This window comes from Paenibacillus sp. FSL R5-0636 (genome assembly GCF_037974255.1).
In the GTDB taxonomy this organism is placed as follows: domain Bacteria; phylum Bacillota; class Bacilli; order Paenibacillales; family Paenibacillaceae; genus Paenibacillus_AQ; species Paenibacillus_AQ odorifer.
Genome location: NZ_CP150232.1, coordinates 2,202,134 through 2,227,476 on the forward strand (window position 1 = coordinate 2,202,134; position 25,343 = coordinate 2,227,476).

Sequence of the window (25,343 nt, forward strand, 5' to 3'; positions counted from 1 at the left end):
CGGACCGTATAGCACTTATTGTCTGTTTATTGCCTATAAAAGTAGGAGGATTAGCCAAATAGTTGCATCTCAGTCCGTTAACAGAAGAATTCTCTTGAAAATGAACCAATAACGTCTCCTCGGTCCGATAGGCCTTGGTGTTGCTGGATTATATAAAGAAACTGTAAATACTTTTCAGATATTTTAGGATAAAATTTCATTTACTGAATACGTTTGCGGACCAAGCTATATGTACAGCACCACTATACTTTTTCAGAAAAATAACAGAAGGTGTGGTAACAAGATGAAATATCTAGTTTCAATACTACTAATTGCTGCAGTGATAGCATCTGGTTGTTCCAATTCCACTCCAATCCCTCATCCAACTTCTAATCAGGAAACTTCTCCTTCTCCTTCTCCTAATCCTAATCCAAATACAAATTTGAATTCTGATACTGATTCTTCAGATAACCGCAGAGAAGATACTGTGTTCCTCAACAAAAATATAGGTTGGAAAGCAGTCTATCATTTTCAAGGAATGTCACGTGAAGATATGGAGCTTTATACAACTAGTGATGGGGGAGAGACTTGGAAGGAGATGGGGGATAGCTTACAAGCAGGAAGTACTCTTCCTAGCGGGGTGAAATCGGGACTTACTTTTGTTAACGAAAAAGAAGGCTGGATTACAACGAATGCGCCTTGGCAGGGAAAAGTTGGTTTATATAAAACAATGGATGGTGGAGTTACCTGGAGTGAACAGACAGTCACAGTGCCGGATGAGTTAGTAAACTCGCAAATCTATGCTTATCCTCCCCTCTTTCTTACGAAGGATCAAGGAATCTTAATTACTCGGCCCGCTGAAAATGAACATACATTGTTATATATAACGATAGACGGGGGACAACATTGGAAATCATTCCTTGACGATCAAAAGGACCAGTATGTTGGTATCGCATGGACGCTCTCAGAGAGTATGGCGACGGTAAAATACGCAGAGAAAACCTGGACATTAAGCATGCAGAACTATGGAAAATGGTCCCTTTAATCGAAATGTTGGCATATTGCGTTTAGAAAAGACGTACACATCAAATGAAGCGAGGCGTTAACCTGACTCTGGCTGTTATAGCTGTTTATGGGATAACGTTTTGTTTTATCCATTATTCGAAACCGGTTTCAAATGTGCGAGCGCGCCGCGCAATGAAATCAGTAGGAGGAAAAGACGATGTTACGAAAAGGAAAAATGTTAAGTCTATTTCTGCTGTTCACCCTATTAATTGCTTGGGTACCTACAGGGAGTTCAAGCGCGGCATCAAGCTGGAATCTGGCATGGAGTGATGAATTTGATGGGAATTCTCTGAACACTAATAATTGGTCGGCGGAAATAGGTACGGGTAGCGGAGGTTGGGGAAACAATGAGCTTCAGTATTATACCAGTCGTCCGCAGAACCTGCAGGTAACGGGTGGGAATTTAGTGATTACTGCACAAAAGGAGTCGTATGGGGGGATGAATTATACCTCTGCACGGATCAAAACACAGGGACTCAAAAGCTTCACCTACGGAAAAATCGAAGCTAGAATCAAATTACCTTCAGGACAGGGACTCTGGCCAGCATTTTGGATGCTTGGGGCGAATATTGATTCAGTGGGTTGGCCGAAATCTGGGGAAACGGACATTATGGAGCGTGTGAACAATAATGCTTTTGTTAACGGGACGGTACATTGGGATGCCAATGGGCATGCCGAGTACGGTCAGGTATCTAGTAACCTCGATTTCTCACAGTACCATGTGTACAGCGTGGAATGGGATGCGAATTATATAAGATGGTTTGTAGACGGCAACCCGTTTAATGCTTTTTATATTGAGAACGGAACCGGAAATACGGAGGAGTTCCAGAAACCTTTCTTCATCCTGCTAAACCTTGCCGTGGGTGGAAATTGGCCGGGAAGTCCAAATGCTTCAACTGCTTTCCCAGCTCAAATGCTGGTTGATTACGTACGTGTGTATCAGGCTGCGCCTACCTCAAGCATTGTTAGTGGTGGAATTTACACTTTAGCTGACAAGGCTAGTGGTAAGGTTCTGGACGTAGTGGATGTATCCACAGCAAGCGGGGCGAAAATGCAGCAATGGACCAATTACACTGCCAATAATCAGAAATTTAAAGTGGAGAGTACAGGCGACGGTTATTACAAGCTTACGGCAGTGCATAGTGGAAAAGTGTTGGATGTGCCGAACTCATCGACCGCGAGCGGTGTACAGCTGCAGCAGTGGGATGACAATGGTACCAACGCTCAGCGATGGAGCATTATTGATGTTGGAGGGGGCTATTATAAGCTTATTTCAAAAGTGAGCGGATTAGCCATGGATGTATCCGGAGCATCAACAGCCGATGGCGCAGCTGTCCAGCAGTGGACGGATAACGGGAGTGATGCTCAGAAATGGTTTTTTACGAAAGTGAACTAAAGAAATGCCGCCCCATATCAAATGGGGCTTTTTCTAATCGGTCTAATTTGTTTTAAATCGGATAAAAGAATAGGGGTTAAGTTCAACTGAACAATTTTTATTTTCTGCTTGTTTCTTTTTCGGGTGAGGTGTGGTTTTAAAGGGCTGCTTTTCCGTTTTCTTCGTCTGATTTTGGCTCTGGTGATTCTCCAAGGGGTTAGCTTTAGGAATTGCTGATATAGGGATGAACCCGCGGAATCTTTATTCCAGCATTTATCATCTCCGGCAAAATGGATGATTTTGTTAGTGAAATCATGGTCCGGAATGTTTGTGTTGAACGAATTAAAACGGATATCTAGGGGGAGGTAATTCCCACCAAAAACCGCATTCAGAACATCCTGATCTGGCATGGTGACATCAGGAAAGGTACGTAGGAAGGTTAGCATTTCTTCGTACCAGTTGGTATTCTGGCGGATATTATGCAAAGAAAATAAAATCACTCCGGAATTAAAATAAAGATCAGGATTTAATCCCTTAGCGCTCACAATATGAGCAACCTCTCTAATCCCCTGGTCCCAAATTGCGGCCAAATACTTGTCATTCAATTCAACCTGCCATAATTCAGTAATGTCCATATTCACTAATACATCGCAGTCCAGATAGATGATTTTGTCCACGGGTATTAGTGCAGGAAGAAGCAATCGATACATACATGCCTGCGTCCATACATTAATGGAGTTAACATTGGCTAGCACCTGAGTTAGATCATCAGGCATAGTGATTGAATAAAAGCTAAGGGTATGATTATGTTTTGTAGTTAATGCGCTAAGCCTGCGCTTATTAGTTTCACTTAAAGAAACATCATGTAAAATATGAATATGAATTGGGGAACTCGTATGATGAAAAATTGACGCTAGAACGACTCCGGCATGTTCAGCATATTTCCCATCCTTATCTTGAAAAGCCAAGGCGATATCGATCATTTGATTTATCCTCTCTTCACGTTTGTGTACGAATGTACCACAGTATACGTTCGCCTTGATCAGAGGACAGAGACATTAAACCCAGAATATTCACCCAATTTGATGTGAGCACCAAAAAAACCAAGTGCTGAATCTCAGCAACTTGGTCGGCTAAGGACTTCAATCTTTATTTTCGCAGCTTAATTCGATCTACGTGATGATTGTTGTCCTTATGCATTATAAGATCCGCACGATTTCGGGTGGGCAGAATATTTTGCTGCAAATTAACGTAGTTTATTTCTTTCCAGATCCGCTTTGAGATTTCAATAGATTCCTCTAGAGACAGCTGTGCATATTTTTTGAAATAAGATTGTTCATCTTGGAAGGCAGTATCTCTGAGCTTAATAAACCGATCAATGTACCATGTCTCGATATCGTTTACATCAGCATCCACATAAATAGAAAAATCAAAAAAATCAGATACAAAATAGTTAGGCATATTATGATTATTTGTAATCGCAGTCTGAAGAACATTTAAGCCCTCAACAATTAGAATATCCGGATTCTCAATCGTAATATATTCATCTGGCACAATATCATAAGTTAAGTGAGAGTATACAGGGCTTTGGACCCGCGGCACCCCAGACTTCACATCCGTTAAAAAAGAAATTAAACTACGCGTGTCGTAGCTTTCAGGAAAGCCCTTTTTCGTCATTATACCGCGCTTTTCCAGCTCTGCGTTGGGATGTAGAAACCCATCAGTCGTAACTAAATCCACCTTTGGATGGGAAGGTAATTGTGAGAGAAGTTTTTGTAGGAGTCTGGCCGTAGTGCTTTTGCCAACAGCGACACTTCCCGCGATGCCTATGATAAATGGACCTTTTTTTACATCATTGTTCAGAAAGTGATTTATAGATTCATTAAATTTATGAGCAGATAGAAGTTGCAGATTTAGCAGATTGGACAGAGGAAGATAGACCTCGTTAACATCCTCGCTGGAGATTTTTTCATTAATACTTTGGACTTCCATAAGTTCTTCTTCTGATAATTGGATAGCGGTGAAATCGCTTAGTTTTTTCCAATCCTCACGTAAATAAAGTGTATATGCTGAATTATTCACCATTAAATTTTCCACATCCCTGAAGTTTTTAGAGATTTCTTATGCACTTAGGTATTATAACCGTTCATACAGCTTCATTCCATTCATTGTAATCGACATTATTATGGACATTAAGGAGATTGCATTTCAGTAAATGGGAAAATCAATTAAAATATAGAATATTAGGAAGAATGGGGTGGAGCAATGGGAGTTTTTCGAAAAGTTGAATTATTGAAGGATTACACACGCACGGAAACGTTCCAAGAAGAGTCAGAGGGAAGGAAAATAGTTATAAGTATTTATTATCCGGATACAGAGGGTGTATTAAATAAAAACGCATCTGCAATGAAGTATATGGAGCTTTTCGGGCCCTGTGAACAACAGGCGAGAGAGCTTCTACAAGATATTGGCATGAATATGGAAATCATAAATACATTATCAACCTCAATCAGCGATCGAACCTTTCAAAGCAAATCCAAACGCTCCTATCCAGTCATCATCTATTCACCTGCATTAGGTTTAGATAGAGATATGTATATTTATAATATAGAAGCGTTGGCCAAGCAAGGTTTCATAGTGGTAACGGTCAGTGCTGCGTACGAAGCTATGTTTACTGTTTGCCCTAGTGGAGAATTTATTAATCAATCCGAAGCCATAAGGCAAATAAAAGCTGCGGATTATACCGATTTACATAACTTAATCTCCATTCGAAAAAAAGATATTCAATACGTTCTGGATCACCTGTCCACGCTTAATTCTATGGATAAAGATGTGAAGGGCTTATTTGATATGAATAAGATTGGTATTATCGGCCATTCCATCGGCGGTGCTACTGCATTAGATTTAACTATGGAAGACGATAGAATTAAAGCTGCTATTTTATTAGATGCAAGCATGCACTTATATATTGAGAATGAAGAGAAGAACAATACTGTGCCGCTTCTTGTATTAAGGCAAAAGGCCTCGACCTTAGAATCCTTAAGTAATATATTACAGGAGAAACTGGCAAATGATTTCATCAAAGGACAAGAGGCGCTTTTTCAGAATTGGAACGGATATAAATCTTTTCTGAAAATACGAAATGCTACACATATGTCATTTAGCGATCTGCCTCTTTATGAGGAAGGAGAGACTTTAAAACAAAGAACCTGTGAAATTCATACTTGCTTAAATGAGCTTATAAGTAAGTTCCTTTTGGAACATCTTTTAGATCAGGGGCAAGGTTATTCGGCATTAATTAGTAGTGTTCATAAAGATTTTTGTGAGATCCATGGTAGTGGAGAAGAAATTCTGTAAATTAGCAATAAACTCTCCTTTGTTTATACCGATAAACATATATAAGGGAGGGAATTATGAATGCATTCTGCTCAGTCTAATGAGAAAATATGTAATCATATTGAAAAATACATAGGTGTTATTGATAATGTTTTTAAAGAAATTATTTCAGGTGTTCTGTCGATAGATATTCTAATTCTTGATCCGACGCCTGAGCGGAACTTCTATACTTTAATTACTTCTGGAATGAGCGAATTACCGATGACGGTGCCAGAAGGTGCAGAAGAATATCAATATGCTGAAATAATGATTTGTCTCCCTCCTACCTGGAAGCTGTCGGATGAGGCGTTTAAGGATGAACGGAATTATTGGCCGATTCGGGCCCTGAAAACAATGGCTAGGTTTCCGCATGAATATAATACATGGCTTTATATGGGGCATACGCTTGTGAACGGTAATCCCGCCCAGCCTTATAGTGAGGATACAGGATTTCAAGGGATGTTCGTTTGGGTTCCAGATGTAAAAGATAAAGCCGGTTTCTTTAATTTAGAAATGACCCGTGAGAAAGTGGTGCACTTTTATACGTTAATTCCGCTCTATGGGGAGGAGTTAGATTATAAAATCAAGCATAGCGAGGAAGAGTTACTACACAAGTTAAATAAGATTGGGGTTACGGATGTTTTGGATCCTTCCCGTAAAAATAGTTGTAAGAAGTTATGGGGACTCTTTTAAATACAAGAAAAAACGGCTGAGAGCCGTTTTTTTTATTTTTTGATTCCAAAAGCAATCCAGCGACCATCTACATCTTCGATCACAAATTCTTTGTTATTATAATCGGTGTTTGATAAAGAACGAACAATATGAACACCGGCGGCTTCGAACTCCTTCTCCAACTCTTCTTGCTGCTTCGTAATAAAATAGGCATCGTATCCATAACCGTACAACTCTCGATTGGGAATGACCTTTTGTCCATGGGATTGCGTAAGGATAATCTCTGTATCGTCGCGATACAAACAAAGATGTGGTTCTTGTGTATCTAAATAGGGCACAGCTTTAAAACCTAAGTACTGGCTGTAGAAGGCAGCAGTTTGCTCAATATTCAAGGTAGGGAAAATACTATGCGATTGTAAGAGCTTTTTGTCCACGAGTGAGGTCATCCTTTCAAAGAAAAATAGATATCCATATATTACCTCAAGGTAGAAGTTTCAACAATACATGGAGTTTCCATTAAGCAGAAGATTATTCACGGTTGACACCATCGCTGTTCTATAATAATATACATGCATGAGCATGCATTTATAAAAATATATAAGATGAACTTAGAAACTCATGTTCACTGGTAGCATTGATCATACTATACTTAGTTTTTTATAAAGAGGAGAGATATCATGAAGGACTTGTTCACCCCGTATGAATTGAAGGATTTGAAGCTGAAGAACCGCGTGGTTATGCCTCCGATGTGTCAATATTCAGTGTCTAACAAAGACGGAATTGCTACGGATTGGCATTATAATCATTACGTAAGTCGAGCCGTTGGCGGAACCGGATTAATTATTATTGAAATGACGGACGTGGAGCCTGATGGACGGATTACTGATTTTGATCTTGGCATTTGGTCTGATGAGCAAATTCCTGCACTGGCCAGAATCGTTGAAGCTTGTCATTCTTATGGCGCTAAAGTAGGTATTCAAATTGCACACGCCGGACGTAAAGCAGAAGATGCAGCAGTTCCTGTATCCTCATCTAACGTTCCTTTTGACGCTGACTCCAAAACACCACGTGCATTAACAACTGAAGAAGTGAAAGCTATGGTTGAGAAATTCCGGTTGGGCGTGAAGCGGGCGATACAAGCGGGATTTGATGTTATCGAGCTTCATGGAGCGCATGGTTATCTTATTCATCAGTTCCATTCCCCTCTAACCAATCAAAGAACAGATGAATACGGCAAGGATTTAACACTGTTTGGTACAGAAGTCATTCGCGCAGCAAAAAGTGAAATGCCGGAAGGAATGCCATTGATTATGCGTATCTCCGCCCAAGAATATGTTGAGGGCGGGTACGGTATCAAAGAAAGCTTGGAATTTAGTAAAGCTTACAAAGAAGCGGGCGCAGATATTTTCCATATCAGTGCAGGTGGTGAAGGTCCTATCGCAGCTGCCGGGAAACCAGGGACGCATGCAGCTTATCAGGTTCCTTTGGCTAGAGAAATCAAGTATGGCTTGAATGTTCCGGTTATTGCGGTTGGCAGATTGGATGAGCCTGTACTTGCTAATGCCGTGATTGGGAATGAGGAAGCTGATCTTGTTGCCGTGGGCCGGGGCATGTTGAGAAATCCATACTGGACGCTGGAAGCTGGGGTTGAACTTCAGAAAGATGCCGGCATTCCTAGACAGTATACTTTCGGGTTTCCAAGAATTAATGGGTAAAGACTAATATAAATGGTATGAAGTCTGAAGTCCAAACAAAATAATTGTAAAGTGTGGAGGGGCCGGCTTCTTGGAGAAACGGTCTCTCCTCTTTTTTAAAATAAAATAAAGTATAAGTATCGAAGCTATACTTTATGTATGGTTGTGGATTGTAGTACTATTATATAGAAGGAAAAAATCATGAAAAGCCATACACCCGGGAGATGAATAATAAAATGGACGACATTCTTAACAATGACCTTATAACGAGTTGGTTGACGTTAACGCATATACAAATGAATGTGACGAATGAATTGGAAGCTAATCTACAAGCCAAACATGGCTTATCCTTAAAAGAATTTTATTTGCTGTTATTTTTATCGGAAGCGCCGGAGAAGAAACTGAAATTGCAGAAGCTAGAAGCTATGGTGGGTTTAAGCCAGAGTGCAGTTTCCCGACTGGTTAGTCGGTTTGAGGCCAAAGGCTGTGGCGCTTTAGAAAGAAAAGCGTGTGATGCTGATCGCAGAAGTATCTATACTGCCTTGACTGCCATTGGCGAAGACAAGCTTCTTCGTGCACAAGATACCTTTCAAGAAACCCTGCTTGCAGCTTTTCCAGAAAAAGATGTGAAAGAGCTTTTGGATCAAATGCTTCGCATGAAGCATCAATCATGAATTCACAATAAAAACCTCTGTTTTGGTAAATGGACCGAATCTCCATTTCCCATACAGAGGTTTTTTAGTGTAAGGCGCTATTTACATCATACCTGTTCATCCCGCTGTTGCTGGGAAAAAAGCCGGTAGTAATTATAGTCTTCATGTTCAATTGTAATCTCGTCAAGAAGCTCGAAACCACATTTTTGAATGACTCTATTAGACGGGATATTGTGTTTCAGAGCAATGGCGTTTAATACATCGGTAGAGCTATTATCAAACAAATACTTAATTAATCCCTTGGCAGCTTGAGTAGTGTAGCCGTTACCGCGATGATCCTTGGATATGGCATACATAATCTCTCTGTTAGGAACGGGCAATTCCTCCTTAATTCCTGTACAACACCAACCAATAAACTCACCGGACACTTTTAAAATAATGCCTAAACGAAGACGAAGCTCTCCGATATCTCCGCCCGCTGAGATCACTTGAAGAAACTGCTGGTTCTCTTTTATTTCATAGTTTATTAACCAGTCCAACCGTTGTTCTTTAGGAACATTCCAATCTGGCAAGAATTCAATAATTTCAGGCTGTAGAGTAAGCGCATGAAACTCCTCTAAATCCTCCACACTATATTCCCGCAGAAAAATATCTTTACAATCAATCGTAAATAAATCACTAGAATTGGCCTTTTCATTCACAGCTTCGCTCAACTTTCACCACTCCTTTATTAACTAACAGATATTTTACCATGGAATAAATGATTGATTTGGTAATATTTGATTATAAAAATTGTTTTCTTTTATTTCACATAAATATTAATTGGTTAATATATTAATTGACTATAAAATATGTTATTATGTTTCGTATAAACGGCAATGAACTAATACAGTTAGGTTTTTAAGATTTCTACTATAAAGATAACAGGTGATATTTTATGAAAAATGACAACGGTAACAAATTTATTAATGGTAGTCTAATTGCGCATTATAAGTTTGATAATCCAGAGGATGTGGGTCAAGATTTCTCGGGGAACGGCAATGATGGAACCGCTTCAGGTACTACGCTGCCGGCTATTAAATCCGTAGCAGGTAGACAAGCTGTTTCGCTTGCTGGGGGAGAACATGGCACATCCTATATTTCATTACCTAACGATCTGCTTAAAGAGGTCAGTGACCATACAGGAATTACAATTTCGACATGGATGTATGTAAGCAAAGCTTCAAGCTTATGGGAAAGAATCTTTGATTTTGGTAAAGGTGAAACAGGACCTTATATTTTCGTAACTCGCAATTTGCGGGGGACTTGTTTTGCAGGGGAAGACTTAATCGCAGATCCAGGGAAATCCTTTGCGACTGATGAATGGGTACATGTTTCCTTTGCAGTTACAGGTACAGAAGGTGGAACACTAAGCAGTGCAGGTCCTGTGATGTATGTAAATGGTGAAGTAGTTGCGGATGGAATGATCAGCCAAACCTCGAGTGGCACATATGCTAAGCTGCGTACATGGTTTGCTACTTTTGAAGATCAACAGAATTATAGCAATAATACAATCGGGAAATCCCAATACGCGGCAGATGTTGATTTTAGCGGCTATATTTCGGACTTCCGTGTATATAAAGCAGGTTTAACTCAAGATGAAGTGATTGAAATCATGTGCGAATCTTTGACGGATGAAGATATCGTAAAGCTTGCAAAAGATAAATACTTAACCTTCCCAAGCTCGATCATTACCAAAGATATTGAGTTGCCAGTTTCGCTGATGGGCGGAAAAGTTGACGTATCTTGGGTATCCAGCGATTCCAAAGTCATTTCTAATGAAGGTGTTGTGAATAAAGGAGTTCAATCTGCTCAAGGCGTAACGCTTACAGCACATTTGAAAAAGGGAGCTAGTACAGTAGAAAAGAGCTTCACGGTGTCTGTGCTTCCGGAAGATTTGCCACCATACACCTTAACTATTGATGGTAATCAGGAGATTTTGGATGTTAGCCAAATTCTATATGGTTTATTCTATGAGGACATTAACAACGCAGCAGACGGTGGGATCTATGCAGAGCTAGTGCAGAATCGCTCCTTCGAATCTTTTGCTTTTGACAGCTATTCGCATGTATGTGGTGTACATGGTGCTTCCACCGGAAGAAATTATACACCTCTTCACGCATGGTCTGGGGATACAGAGAAAATGACTGTCCATAATACAGGCGGATTAAACGATTTCTTCGGCATCGAAGATAAAGATATGAATGCTCATTATGTGACGGTAGCGGATGGCGCGACTATTAATAATAGAGGTTTTGCGGATTCCAATCAGCACTGCTCGATGTTTATTAAGGAAGATGCCAAGTACAACTTCACAATCTGGGCGAAGGCAGAAGCAGCGGGCACAATTACCTTGCAATTGCTCGACAAAGACGGTAAAGCCATCAGCGATACTGCAGTTGTTGAAGTAAACGGTGACGGCAACTGGAAGAAGTATGGTGTCGATTCTAAGCTTGTATTAACAGGGTCTGAAACTGTGCTTGGTCAGCTGGCGTTAACCTTTAACGGTGAGATCTCCATTGATATGGTATCCTTAATTCCTGATGACGTTTGGGGCGCTGGTGAAGAGGAACGTTCTGCTACAGCTCATGCTAACTATAAAGGAAATCCAAACTATAGATTAAGAAAAGACTTAGTGAATGCACTCGTTGATCTTCATCCTACATTCCTGCGTTTCCCTGGGGGTTGTATTTCTGAAGGTTCTCACATTTGGGAGAACGTGTACGATTGGAAAGAGTCCGTCAACGATATCGAATTGCGCAAAGAGAACTATAACGTATGGGGCTACATGATGACCATGGGTCTTGGATATATGGAGTATTTCCAATTAGCCGAGGATTTGAACGCAACACCACTTCCGGTTATGGCCTGCGGCGTACTCTGTCAAGCTCGTTCGGATTATGCGAATCCAGCTGGCGGTGCGTTAAGAGATTATTATGTGAAGAACTTTACGGATCTGATTGATTTTGCGATTAGCATGGATTTTGACAATAATGAGTGGGCTGCATTGCGTAAAAAGATGGGCCATGAAGCAGCGTTTGACCTGCGTTATTTGGGTGTGGGGAATGAAAACTGGGGTACAGAGTTTTTTGCCAACTTCGAATATTTTAAAACAGTGATTGATGAGTATATGGTGAAGAACTATCCTGATCATGAATTGACTATTCTCTCTACCGTGGGTGCACAGGCAGATGATGATGCTTACCAGCAAGGTTGGAAATTCCTAAGCGGAAATTTACAGGGCTCGGAAAAAATCAGCTTTACGGATGGTACATCGAGCATCGAAGAGACTGTTACCTGGTACGAAAAACAAAAGAACTACATGGATACCATTGCGGATGAGCATTACTACCGTTCCAATGAGTATTTGTTAGAGAATGCTGATCGTTACAACTACTATTACAGAGCCTATAAGGAAGACGGCAGCTTGGATGAGGCTGAAACTTCAAAGGTTTTTGTGGGTGAATATGCTTCCACAGATAAAAACACATTGGCAGGAGCTGTTGCTGAGGCAGCGATTATGTCCAGCTTCGAGAATAACTCTGATGTGATTAGATTGGCGGCAACGGCACCGTTGTTCAACAAGGTTCTGACAGATGGCACCTATAGATGGACACCGGATTGCATCTGGTTCGATGATGAGACCGTATGGTACACACCGAACTATTATGTTCAGCAGCTGTATGCTAAATACCTGGGAACCAAAGTGGTTGGCACCTCATTTTCGACTTATCGCAACGGGGAGAAGGTAGACCTCATTCCTCATGGAGGAATTGAAGTGGCTGCCGGGAAATCAGCTGTGATCGTGAAACGGGTGAAAGTGACCTCGAATGTAGATGGCAGTGTTTGGTTGGATCAAGATTTCACGCAGCCGCTGAATGAAGCTTGGAAAGTGATTCCTGGCTCTGCCGGATATACGATTGATCCTTCCAAAGGTCTGGTATTGAAAGCGCAGAATGGCGGACTGAATGGATTGTATATCCTTAATGACGCGTGGACTAATTATAAAGTAGAGGTTGTAGCTGAAAAAGCTTCTGGCGAAGATGGCTTCTATGTAGGCGCAGGTCTGACAGAAATCTCACCGGAAAATAAAGATGTCATCGAATATGCGATTGGCTATAATGGTGATGCCACAGGAGTCAAGGTGTACAAGCAAGGGATTGAGGCTTATACTCTCGGCGATTATTCCTCTAGTACCGCTGCTGGTAACCTGAGAGCCAGTTGCTATGAAGAGCTTGCGGATCATACGGAATATACTATCACCGTTAATTATGGTGGAGCAGATGGCAAACATTTGATTTGCTCTTATACAGATGGCAAGGTAACAAGCAAAGTACTGGATTATAAGCTTGAGGCTTATAACAGAGAGGTATATAATTCCGTAACTAAAGATGATAAGCATCTTTATGTGAAGCTTGTAAATGCGGATGGTGTAGAAAAAGCAACGAAGCTTGATCTAAAAGGCTTAAAAGTAGCTGCTACTGGTAAACGGATTACCTTAACCGGAGACGCCTCGCTGGTTCACACACCTAATGTGAACAGAAAAAATGATGAGAAGGTTACACCAGTCGAAACAGAAATCGTAATTGATAAAGACACGGCAGTTGTGAAGCTAGCTGCCAATTCCGTAAATGTGATTGTTCTGGATCTGATTTAATAGAAAATATGCTTTCCAACACGCGCCGATCTTTTTGTTCGGCGCGTGTTGTTGTTTAACAAGCCTCTAAATCGGTTGATGATTATATAGAGAGAACTGTCCACTTGCTTGATGAATCTCAAAATCTATCTTACACTGGTGAAAGTACAATCACCGACTGACCCTCCAGCCCGCGATCCTCCCAGATGTTTTATCCACAGCTGCCCTTCATTACTCCAGAATACAGTGCATACCCTAGCCCCTAAAAAGGAGAACGATAAAATGATGAAATCATTCAAAACGGACTGGAAAGCAAATCTGAAAAATCCTCAAACGATTATGGCCTTGTTTACTTATCGTTATGGAAATTGGGTGTATTATCGAGTGAAGAATGGCATCGTGCGAAAACCTTTGTGGCTTTTATATCGAATAATGGATGTGCTTTTTGTCCGTATTCTTGCAAATGGAGAGCTTCACGCTCAAGCTCAAATTGGTGACGCGCTTCATTTACCGCATGGTTTAAATGGGATTATCATTAGTCCTAAAGCGGTGCTTGGAAGCCATGCTACTATTTTTCATCAAGTGACGATTGGCGGGAGAAATAACTTAGGAGAGCCTGTGATTGGAGACAGAGCTTTTATTGGAGTAGGCTCCAAGATTCTTGGACCGGTTGTCATTGGTAACGATGTTAATATCGGGGCCATGTCTGTAGTGGTAAAGGATGTGCCGGATAATGCTTCGGCAGTAGGTATTCCTGCTAAAAATATATTGCGGAGTGAACCGAAACCAGAGAATACAAGATAAAGACGTTAGGTTCTAGTACATAGGGTACGCGTGCGCTTTATTTTAATATCTTACAGGGTATAATTAAAGCATCCAAGTAATCTTGTAATAACCTTCTAGAGATCGGAGTAATGAAATGAAATATAGCAATTTAGAAGAGTGTGTTAATGATTTAGAGAAACACGGACATTTAGTTCGGATTCGTGAAGAAGTGGACCCTTATCTAGAGATGGCGGCGATTCACCTAAAGGTTTATGAGGCTGGTGGACCCGCATTATTATTTGAGAATGTAAAAGGCTCGAAGTTTCGGGCCGTATCTAACCTTTTTGGAACGCTAGAGCGCAGTAAGTTTATCTTTCGGCGGACTTGGGACTCCACACATAACGTAATTGCCCTTCGCAACGATCCCGTAAAAGCACTCAAAAATCCATTTAAATATGTTGGAACCGGATTATCCGCGAGAAAAGCATTGCCTATTAAAAAGCCAGGAGGTCTGCCAAGCGGTTTCCAGGAAATTAGTATCTCTGATCTTCCGCTAATCACACATTGGCCGGGAGATGGTGGTGCTTTTGTAACCTTGCCGCAGGTGTATTCAGAAGATCCGGACAAGCCGGGCATTATGAATTCCAATCTGGGAATGTACCGTGTGCAGCTGACTGGAAATGAGTATGAATTAAATAAAGAAGTGGGCATTCATTATCAAATTCATCGCGGCATTGGCGTACATCAGGAAAAAGCGAACCGCCAAGGACAACCGCTTAAAGTGAGTTGTTTTATCGGTGGACCACCCGCTCACTCCTTATCGGCGGTTATGCCTTTGCCTGAGGGAATGAGTGAGATGATCGTTGCAGGTTTATTATCAGGACGCCATTTCAGCTATAGCTATGTGGATGGTTACTGTATCAGCAATGATGCGGACTTTGTGATAACAGGTGAAATTCACCCTGGTGAGACGAAGCCGGAGGGGCCATTTGGCGACCATTTAGGCTATTATAGCTTGGTTCACCCTTTCCCAGTAATGAGAGTACATAAAGTGTACGCCAGAAAAAATGCAATCTTTCCATTTACGGTTGTCGGTCGGCCGCCACAGGAGGATACCGCGTTTGGTGAGTTAATTCACGAGCTGACAGGTGGGGCTATCCGCCAAGAAATTCCGGGCGTCAAAGAAGTTCATGCAGTCGATGCTGCGGGTGTTCATCCCCTGCTGTTCGCCATTGGCAGTGAACGTTATACGCCTTATCAGCAAGTAAAGCAGCCGGCGGAAATTCTGACCATTGCTAACCGGATTTTAGGTACGGGTCAGCTTAGTTTAGCTAAGTTTTTGTTTATTACTGCAGAAGAAAATCAGCCTATCAGTACACATAATATCGAGGATTTCTTGACGTATATCTTGGAGCGGATTAATCTTCGTAGAGATATTCATTTCTATACCAACACCACGATTGATACGCTTGATTATTCCGGCACAGGATTAAACAGCGGAAGTAAAGTGATCTTCGCAGCAGTAGGGGATAAGAAAAGAGAGCTATGTACAGAGGTACCGGGCATGCTTAAAGAATTACAGGGATTTGGACATGCACGAATGGTGATGCCTGGTCTTGTTGCCCTTCAAGGTGCTAAATTCACAAGCTACGCTGAAGCAGCATTGGAAATGAACAAGCTTAGTGAAGCTATTCAGGAGCAAGGGGCACTTCCTTCTTGTCCAATGATTATTTTGTGTGATGATAGCGAGTTTTTGAGTGAAAAGATCGACAATTTCCTATGGGCGACGTTTACCCGCAGTAATCCATCTCATGATATCTATGGAGTGAACAGTTCTACTGAGTATAAACATTGGTCCTGTGATAACGTGATTATTGATGCTCGGGTAAAACCCCATCAAGCCCCACCACTGATCCCAGACCCAACCGTTCAGAAGCATATCGAACGATTATTTGCGTCAGGTGGCAGTTTAAGCGGAGTTAAGATATAGAGAAACATTCATCAGCCTTCTTGGGAATCCAAGGAGGCCTATTTGCTGTTTGTGAAATGATTTTGCTCATATGAAATAAAAAAGGCATAGGGGTATTATGGGGTGTATGGTATATATTTACTATTAATATTGGGGAAGTGTTGTTCTGATGGAAATTATGGAAACCGAACGTTTATGGATTAGAAGGTTCTCAGCAGAGGATTGGAAAGACCTTCATGAATATTTGTCGCAAGAAAGTGTTGTGAAATATGAGCCCTATTCCTTGTTTAGTGCAGATGAATCTCGCACTGAGGCGCTCAGACGGTCATCGGACCGTGCTTTTTGGGCAGTCTGTCTTAAATCTACGACCAAAATGATCGGCAACTTATATTTTCAAGAGAGCCAACCAGAGGCTTTTGGCGTTTGGGAATTTGGATATGTTTTTAACCCTGATTTTCAGGGAAACGGGTATGCTACAGAGGCTTGTAATCAATTGTTAAACTATGGCTTTGATAATCTGAAAATGAGACGTGTGATTGCGAACTGTGATCCCGAAAATACACGCTCATGGAAACTGCTTGAACGATTGAAGCTTCGTCGAGAAGGACATTTTTTGCAGACGGGTTATTTTAAATACGATAGTAATGGAGAGCCAATCTGGCATGATACTTATTCCTATGGATTGCTCAGAAGTGAATGGTTAAGGATGAAGGAATAGCAAAACTGTTGTCGTGATCTCAAAAGGCGGGTGTCCCCTCACTGATTCTTCTGTCCTAACTGCTTACCAAATCGTAGGTTTTTATAACTATAGGCGAAGAAATTGAACGGTTTAGTGTATGATAAAATCTGTTTTTTAAATGTTCAGAGTGACACTTAGGTGGTAGTATCGTGTTGGATATGAGTAAAACTGGAATCATCTACCATACAGCTGCCTGAGCAAAGAGGAGGGGATACGCGCACGAAGTGAACTTATATTTGAAGAACGAATGACAACGAAGCTTATTGTAAGCGTTTACTACAACAGGGCTAGATGCGTACTAAGTTCTTTCAATCATAAGAAAGCGGGTGAAGCACGGAAGATGAAGAGGAATAAACTTGGAAATAAAATATTTATGGTGTTATTGTCGTGGATCTTCATTTGTTCATCAATACTTCCATCTACAACATTTGGGGGGCAACAGGCCAGTGCAGCTTCAGGCCCAATAACCTTGCAATATGATTTTGGAACAGCAACAAGTCCTGTTATGAGTGGTTATACAGGCGTGCATGAATCTAAGTTATATACGAATGAGCTAGGGTATGGTTTAGATCAGGCGGTTGCTTCGAGGAATCGTTCGGGTGGAGACGGTATGACCAACGATTTTGTATTGGGACTGTCCTATTCTTTTTTGGTGGATCTTCCTAATGGGGATTACGATGTGACTGTATACTCAGGAGATTTACTAGCGGGTACAAGTACAACCAAAACTACGATTACTTTGGAAGGTAGCACGGCTGGGTCGATAAGCAGCAAGCAAGCTGTAAATCAAGCTACCTATCGGACGACTGTTCAAGATGGTCAACTAACTGTCGGCATTACGGGTACAGGGGTTGGCGGATATTTAAATGGACTAATTATTCAGCAGATTGTACCAGGTCCATTGAAAGCCCCTGAGGGATTAGTGGTTCATAATATCACCCCCACTGAGGTATCTCTGGGGTGGGGCAGCGTGACAGAAGCAGTCTATTACAATATTTATCGAACGGTTCTTCCTAGTGGAACCCTTCAAGCCATAGGTCAAGTTGCTGCTAACAGCTTCGTGGATTCAGATGTAGATGAAGGCAGTGGTTACATTTACAATGTGTCAGCTGTAAATGGAAAGGGTGAGGAGTCTGTTTTGAGCGCATCTGTGACAGTAGACAAAATTCCGGGGGTAGAGGTTCCCGCAGCACCAACCGGTCTTTCAATTGTCAGTGTAGGTGTAAGTTCTGTTCAACTGAGTTGGAACAGTGTGGCTGGAGCAAACCGCTATACGATCTTAAGGTCTGATGCAGCAGATGGAACATTCCATGAGATTGGTCAGTCAGAGAAGACGACATTTACGGATGCCTCAGCGGACACCTCAAAACGGCAATATTATGGGGTGAAGGCAGCCAATGGCCAAGGAGAATCAGAGCTATCTAACAAGGTGGAAAGTGCCGTGTATACGCCTCCTGGAACTTTGCCAGAAGGAGATGTTTATTCCTTTGATTTTGGCCCGGGTGCTGTGGCTGAAGGTTATCTTAAGGCAGATGCAGGGGTATCTTATTCCTCTGAGGTCAAATATGGATTTACAGATATATCGAAAGTAACTGGGGTAGACCGAGGAACCTCAGATCCTTTGCGTTCAGATTTTGTGGTCCCTAAGGATGCAACTTTTAATGTAGATTTACCGAATGGCGACTATACAGTTTCACTTATCGCTGGTGACAGCGCCGGAGATACAGAGATTGGCATCAAAGTAGAATCCATTCAAAAAGTTCAACAGACGAGCAAAACAGCAGGCCAGTATTTGGAAATGAGCTTTGACATCGCTTTGGTGGATGGACAAATGAACTTGGTGTTCTCTGGCACTAAGCCTAATATCAATGCACTGGTGATTACTAAGCAGCCAGACCGTCCTGCTAATGAATTGCCAACAGTTTATATTGCGGGTGATTCAACCGTGCAGACTTATGATCCTTATTGGATACCACAAGCAGGCTGGGGACAAATGATTCCTGATTTCTTTAGTGAGGAAGTAACGTTTAAGAATCACGCTATCGGAGGCCGCAGCTCTAAGTCATTTATTGTCGAGGGAAGGCTGGATGAAGTCCTGCGTAAGATCCAACCGGGCGACTATTTCCTTATCCAGTTTGGTCATAATGACGCAACGATTAGCGTTCCAGACCGATATGCTTCTCCAGCCGATTACAAAGTTTATTTAAAAACTTATGTCAATGGAGCTAGGCAAAGAGGAGCAACTCCGATTCTGGTGACTCCCATGGGCCGCAGAGATTATAATGCCGCGAGTGAAAAATTTAATGTGAGCTTTCCAGAATATGTGCAGGCTATGAAAGAAGTAGCAAGTGAGTTGGATGTTGACTTGGTCGATCTTAGCGCACTCAGTGTAGCTTATTACAATTCTATCGGTTTTGCAGCTACACGCTCTGTATTCCTTCACCTCGATGCAGGGATATATGGTGCTTTCCCAAATGGCTCGACAGACGATACTCACTTTCAAGAGTACGGAGCCATTCAAATGGCCCGTCTGCTGGCCAAAGGAATAGGGGAATTAAATATTCCACTCTCCAGCTTTGTGCAGGACATCAAACAGCCGGAAACGGTGCCAGCGAAGCCTGAAGGACTTGTAGCTGGGAGTATCAGTAATGCAGGTGCAGTACTGAAATGGAATAAAGTAGAAGGTACAGATATCTATAAAATCTATCGTAAGCTAGCGGCAGAAGCCGAATCTGCTTATACATTAGCGGGAACTTCAACTGTCCCTTCATTGACATTAAGCGGGTTGGTTGAAGGCCAAAGCTACTCGGTAAGAGTGACTGCAGTGAATGGGCTAGGAGAGTCTGAGCCTTCAGATGAAGTGAAGCTGACTACGAAATCCGCTCAGTATCGTTATGATTTCGGACCTGTTGGTTCACCCGTTGCTGCGGGTTATACGGAAGTGAATGTGAATGTCCTATATACCCCAGAACGAGGATATGGTTTGACCTCGAGTGCAGGGATGATCGATCGGGATCGGGGAAATGCGACGGACGATCTACGCAGAGATTTTGTGATTTATTTTGGAGGATCGTATGAATTCAAAGTTGATTTACCCAATGGTTATTATTCTGTTAAGACTTATACAGGAGATTGGATTGGATCTGCCAAGACGAATGTAGCCATTGAAGGCAAAGATTACGGAACAGTCTCCTCAGGTAAGGAAAATATTGCTGAGAAGCTGTATAACCAGATTGCTGTCAAAGACGGGCAGATGAATCTTGTCTTTAGTGGCACAACCGCTCATCTCAATGGGCTGGAGATCACACCGTTATTATTAGCCCCAACGAATCTGAAACTGGGTAGCCTGGATTTAAACAGTGAGCCTATTACAGCTAATCTTTCTTGGGACAGTATGGAGGGGGCGCTGAAATACCGTATATATCGTCAGGCTACGGTTGCGAATAGTGCAGAGCTGCTGGGCGAGACAATAGAGCCGTTCTACGCAGATACCACTGCGGATATTGGTATGGAATATATCTATACGGTAACTTCGGTCGACAGCACGGGACTGGAATCCGTAGGCTCTAATGCGCTAAAAGTGTCTATGATTGATCCCTCCGTAGCAAAAGCACCCGTACCTAGTGGTCTAGCTGTACAATCTACGAACAAAAATGATGTGACCTTTACTTGGAATGAGGTACCGGATGCACGGATGTTCAACATTTATCGTGCGAAATCCGCAGACGGTGAGTTCATCCTGATCGGCAAATCATTCGAAGCTTCGTACACAGACATGACCGTTCTGACTACCATTCCTTACTATTACAAAGTAGCCTCGGTAAATGCAGGCGGCATCTCTGATCTATCCGCTACGTTGGAAACCTCAGCGGTGACAACTTTATACCGGAAGATGGAGGCGCTGGATCGTGCGCCTGTAGCGGTTAAGACAGATGAAGGTGTGTATATCAGCTGGCGGATGTTAGGTCTGGATCCGGAAACGATAGGATTCAATCTGTATCGTGGCGATAAGAAACTAAATGATTCGTTGATTACTCAAAACACGAACTATCTCGATATTACAGGCAGGGAGGATGCCAAATATAGAATCACATCAGTAATCAATGGAGTCGAGAAATCTGCTTCGGAACCATTCAGCGTATGGCAGAAGCAATATCTATCGATCCCTTTGCAAAAGCCAACAGATGATTACACCAAGGATGGTCAACCGTATACGTATAGTGCGGGAGATGCAAGTGTAGGTGATTTGGACGGTGATGGTGTATATGAAATCATCATGTTGTGGTCACCTTCGAACAGCAAGGATAACTCTCAAGCTGGGTATACTGGACTTGTCTATATGGACGCTTATAAATTAGATGGAACTCGCTTATGGCGGATTAATTTAGGGCCTAATATTCGTGCCGGTGCACACTATTCTCCATTCCTGGTATATGATCTGGATAGTGATGGACGTGCCGAAATTATGATCAAGACGGCAGATGGCACAGTGGACGGTCAAGGAAAAGTCATTGGCAATGCCAGTGCAGACTATCGTAACAGTTCGGGTTATGTGCTGCTGGGCAATGAATATTTAACGGTGTTCGAAGGGGCAACAGGCCGGGCCTTGGATACCGTGGATTATGATCCGCCACGTGGAGATGTTGGCGCTTGGGGGGATACCTATGGTAACCGTGTAGACCGCTTTTTGGCAGCTGTAGCTTATTTAGACGGCGAGCAGCCAAGCGTGATTTTTAGCCGCGGTTATTATACTAGAACTGTACTTGCAGCTTACAATTATCGCGAGGGCAAGCTCGAGAAAGTATGGCGTTTCGATTCTAATGATGAAGGATATGGAGACTTCGTAGGTCAAGGAAACCACAATCTTTCTGTAGGAGATGTGGACGGCGACGGTAAGGACGAAATAACCTTCGGTGCGATGGCAATCGACGATGATGGGTTGCCGCTGTATAATACAAAGCTTGGGCATGGTGATGCAATTCATTTCGGGGACCTTGATCCTACCAGACCCGGGCTGGAAGTCTTTGATGTTCATGAGCATACCGATTCGAAGTATGGGATTGAAATGCGTGATGCAGCTACAGGAGATATATTATGGGGTGTGTTCACGGGGATTGATACTGGACGGGGGATGTCAGCGGATATTGATCCGCGATATGCTGGCGAAGAGGTATGGGCTGCAACGATCACCAATGAGGAGCATATACCTGTTACGGGCCTATACAGTGCGCAAGGTGAACTAATTACTAAAAAACTGCCTTCCTCCACGAATTTTGGTATTTGGTGGGATGGTGATCTTTTACGTGAATTACTGGATGCTAATCGAGTGGATAAGTGGGACTATAGCAATCAGACAACGGTTAACTTATTGACGGCTGTAGGTGCTTCTTCAAATAATGGCACCAAGGCGAATCCAAGCTTGCAGGCAGATCTGTTCGGGGATTGGCGTGAAGAAGTGATCTGGCGGGCAACGGACAGTTCTGAACTACGGATCTACACAACAACGGATATGACAGATTATCGTATTCGCACATTGATGCATGATCCGATCTACCGCCTGGCAGTAGCTTGGCAAAATGTAGGCTATAATCAACCTCCGCACCCTGGATTCTTTCTTGGTGAAGGGATGGAACAACCAGCGGCTCCAAAAATTCAATATGTAGGCTCACCGGGAGAAACTGAAGATACTACACCACCTACGATTTCTGGTTTACCTTCTGCTCAAATGAGTGAAATGGATGTATTGAAGGTGCAGGTCGTAGCGGAAGATCCAGAGTCTGGTATTCGCAGTCTGGATATTACTTTTGATGGTAAACCTGTAGTTTATGGAGATGAGATTCCACTCACAGAACTTGCGGGAGCGCATACGTTCATCGCAACAGCCATTAATAACGCTGGACTCTCAACGACAGAACAAGTGATTGTGGTCGTAAGTGGACCTCAGAAGGCTACAGGTGTTCCGGGGCAATGGGTTCTATCCAATAATAATGGGCAGGATACAGGACTTTTGGACGGGGATTACCAAATCACAATGAATATGTGGTGGGGCAATAATGGTACGGTCTACAAGCTATATGAGAATGGTGCCTTAATCGACACGCAAACCTTACGTGATGATTCCCCAGCTGCACAGACTGCAGTGACTAATATTACCGGAAAAGAAAACGGAACCTACACCTATACGGCTGAGCTAACCAATTCTTTTGGCACAACGGTGTCTGCTGCTCATGTAGTTATCGTGAAGGATGCTGCACCAGCTAAGCCGGTGTTGTCCAATGACAACTGGGATGGCGATGGAGAGTATAAAGTGACTATGAATTTATGGTGGGGGATGAACGGCAAAGAGTATCGCTTGTATGAGAACGGAATACTGATCGATACTCAGACTTTAACAGCAGGCACCCCAAACGCACAAACGGCTTCTACTTCTATTACTAACCGTTCTCCAGGCGTCTATGAATACCGGGCTGAGCTGTTGAATGATCAAGGGGTAAGTGAGAGTGCTATCATGAAAGTTACGGTAAAATAACTGAATATTTGTTAAAAAAACGCCTAAGTCGGTAATATCCGGCTAGGCGCTTTTTTAAGATTATCTAAGATTTAAAGGATCTGCAAGACTAATTCTCCTATCAGCCTCATATGAATCTAAACAACGAATGATAGGGGGGATTGTAAATATGGATTTGACGCATATGATCTCAAAGCTTGTGGTAGTTATACATGTTATAGCATCCATAGTGGGAATTGGACCAGCTTTTGTGCTGCCAATACTGACAAGCTCAGCCAAGACAGGCAGTCAGCTTCGTTTTGTATTTGGTCTTATGAAGAAAATAAACAGATTCCCTAAGACAGGTGGGATCACCCTGATCGTTACAGGTATTTTGTTAATGATCATAGATAAAATGGGCTTGTCGGTGTTGTGGTTAAATCTGTCGTTATTATTTTTTATCGTGATCGAAGTGATTATTATTGGAATGGTTGAGCCCCGATTGAAAAAGCTAACCCAGCTCGTAATGACCAGCGAAGGGGAGGAAATCCCTGAGGGTTACACTACCGCTATGAACAAGATCGCTCCCCTAGAAGCGGCGGTTCATGTGCTTACTATCGTCATTATTATATTAATGGTAGTAAAGCCGGTATAAGATCATAACGTCTATTCTCAATGATCTCTTCATAATCGCGGATGAGTCCATCAAAAATATTCTCCCAAGAGCGGCCGAGTGCCAGCTGTCGACCTTCATGTCCCATAGCAGCTAGCTTTTGAGGGTGCTCTATACATGCACAAATCTCACGAATAAAAGCATCCGGGCAGCGGGACTCGACAATCATTCCTGTGCGGCCGGGTGTGACCAGATCCTTCACTCCACCTTCATTTACTGCGAGGACAGGCAGTCCTGAGGCCATAGCCTCAAGGACAACATTACCGAAGGTTTCCGTACTGGAAGGGAAGACGAACAGATCTGCTGAGGCATATAATTGGGCAAGCTCATCACCATGTTTATAGCCTGTAAACGTGACATTATGGGGCGCCTGTGCCCGCATTTCCGGCAGAAGGGGGCCGTCCCCTACGACCAGCCAATGAACCTGAGATTGCATAGATTCGGGTAATTGCTGCATGGCGAGAGCAAGGGTGTTTATATCTTTTTCAGGGGCGATCCTTCCCACATATAGAAGCAGTAACGGTGCGGTAATTCCGTAGCGCTCACGGACCTCATGGCTGCGTTTTTTGGGGGTGTACTGCTGGCAGTCGATGCCTCTGGACCACAGCTTCAGGCGATGAAAGCCTTGAGCTTGGAGGGAATCGAGGGTTTCGTAGGATGGTGCAAAGGTGGCGTCGCAGGAGCGGTGGAACCACTTCATGTATTTCCAATAGAGCGGAGCGATTTTTTTCATCCGGTAATATTCAAGATAGCGGTCAAAATGGGTATGGTATGAGGCGACATGGGGCAAGTCATGTTTTCGCGCATAACGAAGGCCGCAGAGACCGATATTGAACGGAGTTGCCATATGAAGCAGATCGGGACGAAAAGCTTTCAGCTCTGATTGGATAGAGGACATATTGGGCAGTGCGAGTCTACATTCGGGGTATAAGAAAAAGGGGATGCTGGTAATGGGACGTATGGGATCGGCATAACTGTCTTCAGGAGCAGATTTCGGTGAGAAAAGCAGATGTTCAATACCACGCCCTTTCAAATGAGTGGTTAATCGTTGAAGCGTACGTGAAACTCCGTTGGTTTGCGGAAGAAATGTGTCCGTGAATAAAGCAAGACGCATGGAACCCCTCCCAGATACTCTTGATGCCCTGATCATAACAGGCGATTATTTGATGGAGGTCAAACGGATGTTAAACAGAATATAAAAATCCACTGCACCAAGTAAGGT

General features: G+C 42.7%; 17 protein-coding genes. 12 read left to right on the forward strand and 5 right to left on the reverse strand.

Features of this window, described 5'->3' with window-relative positions; translation table 11 throughout:
• The first annotated feature begins 283 nt into the window (after nucleotides 1–283).
• Together MKX34_RS09555 and MKX34_RS09560 are read left to right on the forward strand one after the other, a co-directional pair.
• On the forward strand, nucleotides 284–1,024 hold the full coding sequence (locus MKX34_RS09555) for a hypothetical protein (RefSeq protein WP_076273120.1): 741 nt from the start codon (nucleotides 284–286) through the stop codon (nucleotides 1,022–1,024).
• Nucleotides 1,025–1,201: 177 nt separating this feature from the next.
• Nucleotides 1,202–2,440, forward strand: a complete 1,239-nt coding sequence (locus tag MKX34_RS09560) for an RICIN domain-containing protein (RefSeq protein ID WP_076296046.1) — start codon at nucleotides 1,202–1,204, stop codon at nucleotides 2,438–2,440.
• Nucleotides 2,441–2,457: 17 nt separating this feature from the next.
• Here the strand turns inward: MKX34_RS09560 and MKX34_RS09565 are convergent, their stop codons facing one another.
• Together MKX34_RS09565 and coaA are read right to left on the reverse strand one after the other, a co-directional pair.
• Nucleotides 2,458–3,402, reverse strand: coding sequence for a glycosyltransferase family 8 protein (locus MKX34_RS09565; RefSeq protein WP_076273122.1), 945 nt, complete (start codon nucleotides 3,400–3,402; stop codon nucleotides 2,458–2,460).
• Between the two features lie 166 nt (nucleotides 3,403–3,568).
• On the reverse strand, nucleotides 3,569–4,504 hold the full coding sequence (coaA, locus tag MKX34_RS09570) for a type I pantothenate kinase (RefSeq protein ID WP_036679230.1): 936 nt from the start codon (nucleotides 4,502–4,504) through the stop codon (nucleotides 3,569–3,571).
• Nucleotides 4,505–4,684: 180 nt separating this feature from the next.
• Between coaA and MKX34_RS09575 the strand changes: the two genes are divergently transcribed.
• The gene (locus MKX34_RS09575; protein ID WP_076273123.1) at nucleotides 4,685–5,776 is read left to right on the forward strand and encodes an alpha/beta hydrolase; all 1,092 of its coding nucleotides are present in this window, start codon (nucleotides 4,685–4,687) and stop codon (nucleotides 5,774–5,776) included.
• Between the two features lie 60 nt (nucleotides 5,777–5,836).
• Nucleotides 5,837–6,487: a suppressor of fused domain protein gene (locus MKX34_RS09580; RefSeq protein ID WP_038569717.1), complete on the forward strand. Its 651-nt coding sequence runs from the start codon at nucleotides 5,837–5,839 to the stop codon at nucleotides 6,485–6,487.
• 32 nt (nucleotides 6,488–6,519) lie between these two features.
• Here MKX34_RS09580 and MKX34_RS09585 read toward each other — a convergent pair whose 3' ends face one another.
• The gene (locus MKX34_RS09585) at nucleotides 6,520–6,900 is read right to left on the reverse strand and encodes a VOC family protein (protein ID WP_076098496.1); all 381 of its coding nucleotides are present in this window, start codon (nucleotides 6,898–6,900) and stop codon (nucleotides 6,520–6,522) included.
• A gap of 243 nt (nucleotides 6,901–7,143) precedes the next feature.
• Here MKX34_RS09585 and MKX34_RS09590 point away from each other — a divergent pair, with 243 nt between their 5' ends.
• Together MKX34_RS09590 and MKX34_RS09595 are read left to right on the forward strand one after the other, a co-directional pair.
• A complete protein-coding gene (locus MKX34_RS09590; protein ID WP_036679236.1) occupies nucleotides 7,144–8,181 on the forward strand; it encodes an NADH:flavin oxidoreductase/NADH oxidase in 1,038 nt (345 codons plus the stop codon).
• A 203-nt stretch (nucleotides 8,182–8,384) separates the two neighbouring features.
• Nucleotides 8,385–8,834, forward strand: coding sequence for a helix-turn-helix domain-containing protein (locus tag MKX34_RS09595; protein ID WP_244886453.1), 450 nt, complete (start codon nucleotides 8,385–8,387; stop codon nucleotides 8,832–8,834).
• A gap of 86 nt (nucleotides 8,835–8,920) precedes the next feature.
• Here MKX34_RS09595 and MKX34_RS09600 read toward each other — a convergent pair whose 3' ends face one another.
• Nucleotides 8,921–9,526, reverse strand: a complete 606-nt coding sequence (locus MKX34_RS09600) for a GNAT family N-acetyltransferase (protein ID WP_256717583.1) — start codon at nucleotides 9,524–9,526, stop codon at nucleotides 8,921–8,923.
• Between the two features lie 224 nt (nucleotides 9,527–9,750).
• Here MKX34_RS09600 and MKX34_RS09605 point away from each other — a divergent pair, with 224 nt between their 5' ends.
• From MKX34_RS09605 to MKX34_RS09630, 6 genes are all read left to right on the forward strand, one after another.
• Complete coding sequence (locus MKX34_RS09605; protein ID WP_036679238.1) at nucleotides 9,751–13,509, forward strand: alpha-L-arabinofuranosidase C-terminal domain-containing protein; 3,759 nt, start codon at nucleotides 9,751–9,753, stop codon at nucleotides 13,507–13,509.
• A 261-nt stretch (nucleotides 13,510–13,770) separates the two neighbouring features.
• The gene (locus MKX34_RS09610) at nucleotides 13,771–14,292 is read left to right on the forward strand and encodes a serine acetyltransferase (RefSeq protein WP_036679239.1); all 522 of its coding nucleotides are present in this window, start codon (nucleotides 13,771–13,773) and stop codon (nucleotides 14,290–14,292) included.
• A 115-nt stretch (nucleotides 14,293–14,407) separates the two neighbouring features.
• Entirely contained in the window at nucleotides 14,408–16,243 is a 1,836-nt protein-coding gene (locus MKX34_RS09615) for a UbiD family decarboxylase (protein ID WP_036679241.1), read from the forward strand.
• A 148-nt stretch (nucleotides 16,244–16,391) separates the two neighbouring features.
• Nucleotides 16,392–16,940: a GNAT family protein gene (locus MKX34_RS09620; RefSeq protein ID WP_179089267.1), complete on the forward strand. Its 549-nt coding sequence runs from the start codon at nucleotides 16,392–16,394 to the stop codon at nucleotides 16,938–16,940.
• A 361-nt stretch (nucleotides 16,941–17,301) separates the two neighbouring features.
• The gene (locus MKX34_RS09625) at nucleotides 17,302–23,490 is read left to right on the forward strand and encodes an SGNH/GDSL hydrolase family protein (RefSeq protein WP_305953647.1); all 6,189 of its coding nucleotides are present in this window, start codon (nucleotides 17,302–17,304) and stop codon (nucleotides 23,488–23,490) included.
• A gap of 148 nt (nucleotides 23,491–23,638) precedes the next feature.
• Nucleotides 23,639–24,103 carry a DUF2269 family protein gene (locus MKX34_RS09630; protein ID WP_256717040.1) on the forward strand — a complete coding sequence of 155 codons (465 nt, stop codon included), beginning with the start codon at nucleotides 23,639–23,641 and terminating at the stop codon, nucleotides 24,101–24,103.
• Here the strand turns inward: MKX34_RS09630 and MKX34_RS09635 are convergent.
• A complete protein-coding gene (locus MKX34_RS09635) occupies nucleotides 24,075–25,235 on the reverse strand; it encodes a glycosyltransferase family 1 protein (protein ID WP_076179087.1) in 1,161 nt (386 codons plus the stop codon). The two genes, MKX34_RS09630 and MKX34_RS09635, sit on opposite strands and share 29 nt — an antisense overlap.
• Between the last annotated feature and the right edge of the window lie 108 nt (nucleotides 25,236–25,343).

Bases quoted from the DNA above. Each gene is read 5' to 3' on its own strand.
- MKX34_RS09555 (WP_076273120.1), top strand. From the start codon at position 284: ATGAAATATCTAGTTTCAATACTACTAATTGCTGCAGTGATAGCATCT.
- MKX34_RS09560 (WP_076296046.1), top strand. From the start codon at position 1,202: ATGTTACGAAAAGGAAAAATGTTAAGTCTATTTCTGCTGTTCACCCTA.
- MKX34_RS09565 (WP_076273122.1), bottom strand. From the start codon at position 3,402: ATGATCGATATCGCCTTGGCTTTTCAAGATAAGGATGGGAAATATGCT.
- coaA (WP_036679230.1), bottom strand. From the start codon at position 4,504: ATGGTGAATAATTCAGCATATACACTTTATTTACGTGAGGATTGGAAA.
- MKX34_RS09575 (WP_076273123.1), top strand. From the start codon at position 4,685: ATGGGAGTTTTTCGAAAAGTTGAATTATTGAAGGATTACACACGCACG.
- MKX34_RS09580 (WP_038569717.1), top strand. From the start codon at position 5,837: ATGCATTCTGCTCAGTCTAATGAGAAAATATGTAATCATATTGAAAAA.
- MKX34_RS09590 (WP_036679236.1), top strand. From the start codon at position 7,144: ATGAAGGACTTGTTCACCCCGTATGAATTGAAGGATTTGAAGCTGAAG.
- MKX34_RS09595 (WP_244886453.1), top strand. From the start codon at position 8,385: ATGAATAATAAAATGGACGACATTCTTAACAATGACCTTATAACGAGT.
- MKX34_RS09605 (WP_036679238.1), top strand. From the start codon at position 9,751: ATGAAAAATGACAACGGTAACAAATTTATTAATGGTAGTCTAATTGCG.
- MKX34_RS09610 (WP_036679239.1), top strand. From the start codon at position 13,771: ATGATGAAATCATTCAAAACGGACTGGAAAGCAAATCTGAAAAATCCT.
- MKX34_RS09615 (WP_036679241.1), top strand. From the start codon at position 14,408: ATGAAATATAGCAATTTAGAAGAGTGTGTTAATGATTTAGAGAAACAC.
- MKX34_RS09620 (WP_179089267.1), top strand. From the start codon at position 16,392: ATGGAAATTATGGAAACCGAACGTTTATGGATTAGAAGGTTCTCAGCA.
- MKX34_RS09625 (WP_305953647.1), top strand. From the start codon at position 17,302: ATGAAGAGGAATAAACTTGGAAATAAAATATTTATGGTGTTATTGTCG.
- MKX34_RS09630 (WP_256717040.1), top strand. From the start codon at position 23,639: ATGGATTTGACGCATATGATCTCAAAGCTTGTGGTAGTTATACATGTT.
- MKX34_RS09635 (WP_076179087.1), bottom strand. From the start codon at position 25,235: ATGCGTCTTGCTTTATTCACGGACACATTTCTTCCGCAAACCAACGGA.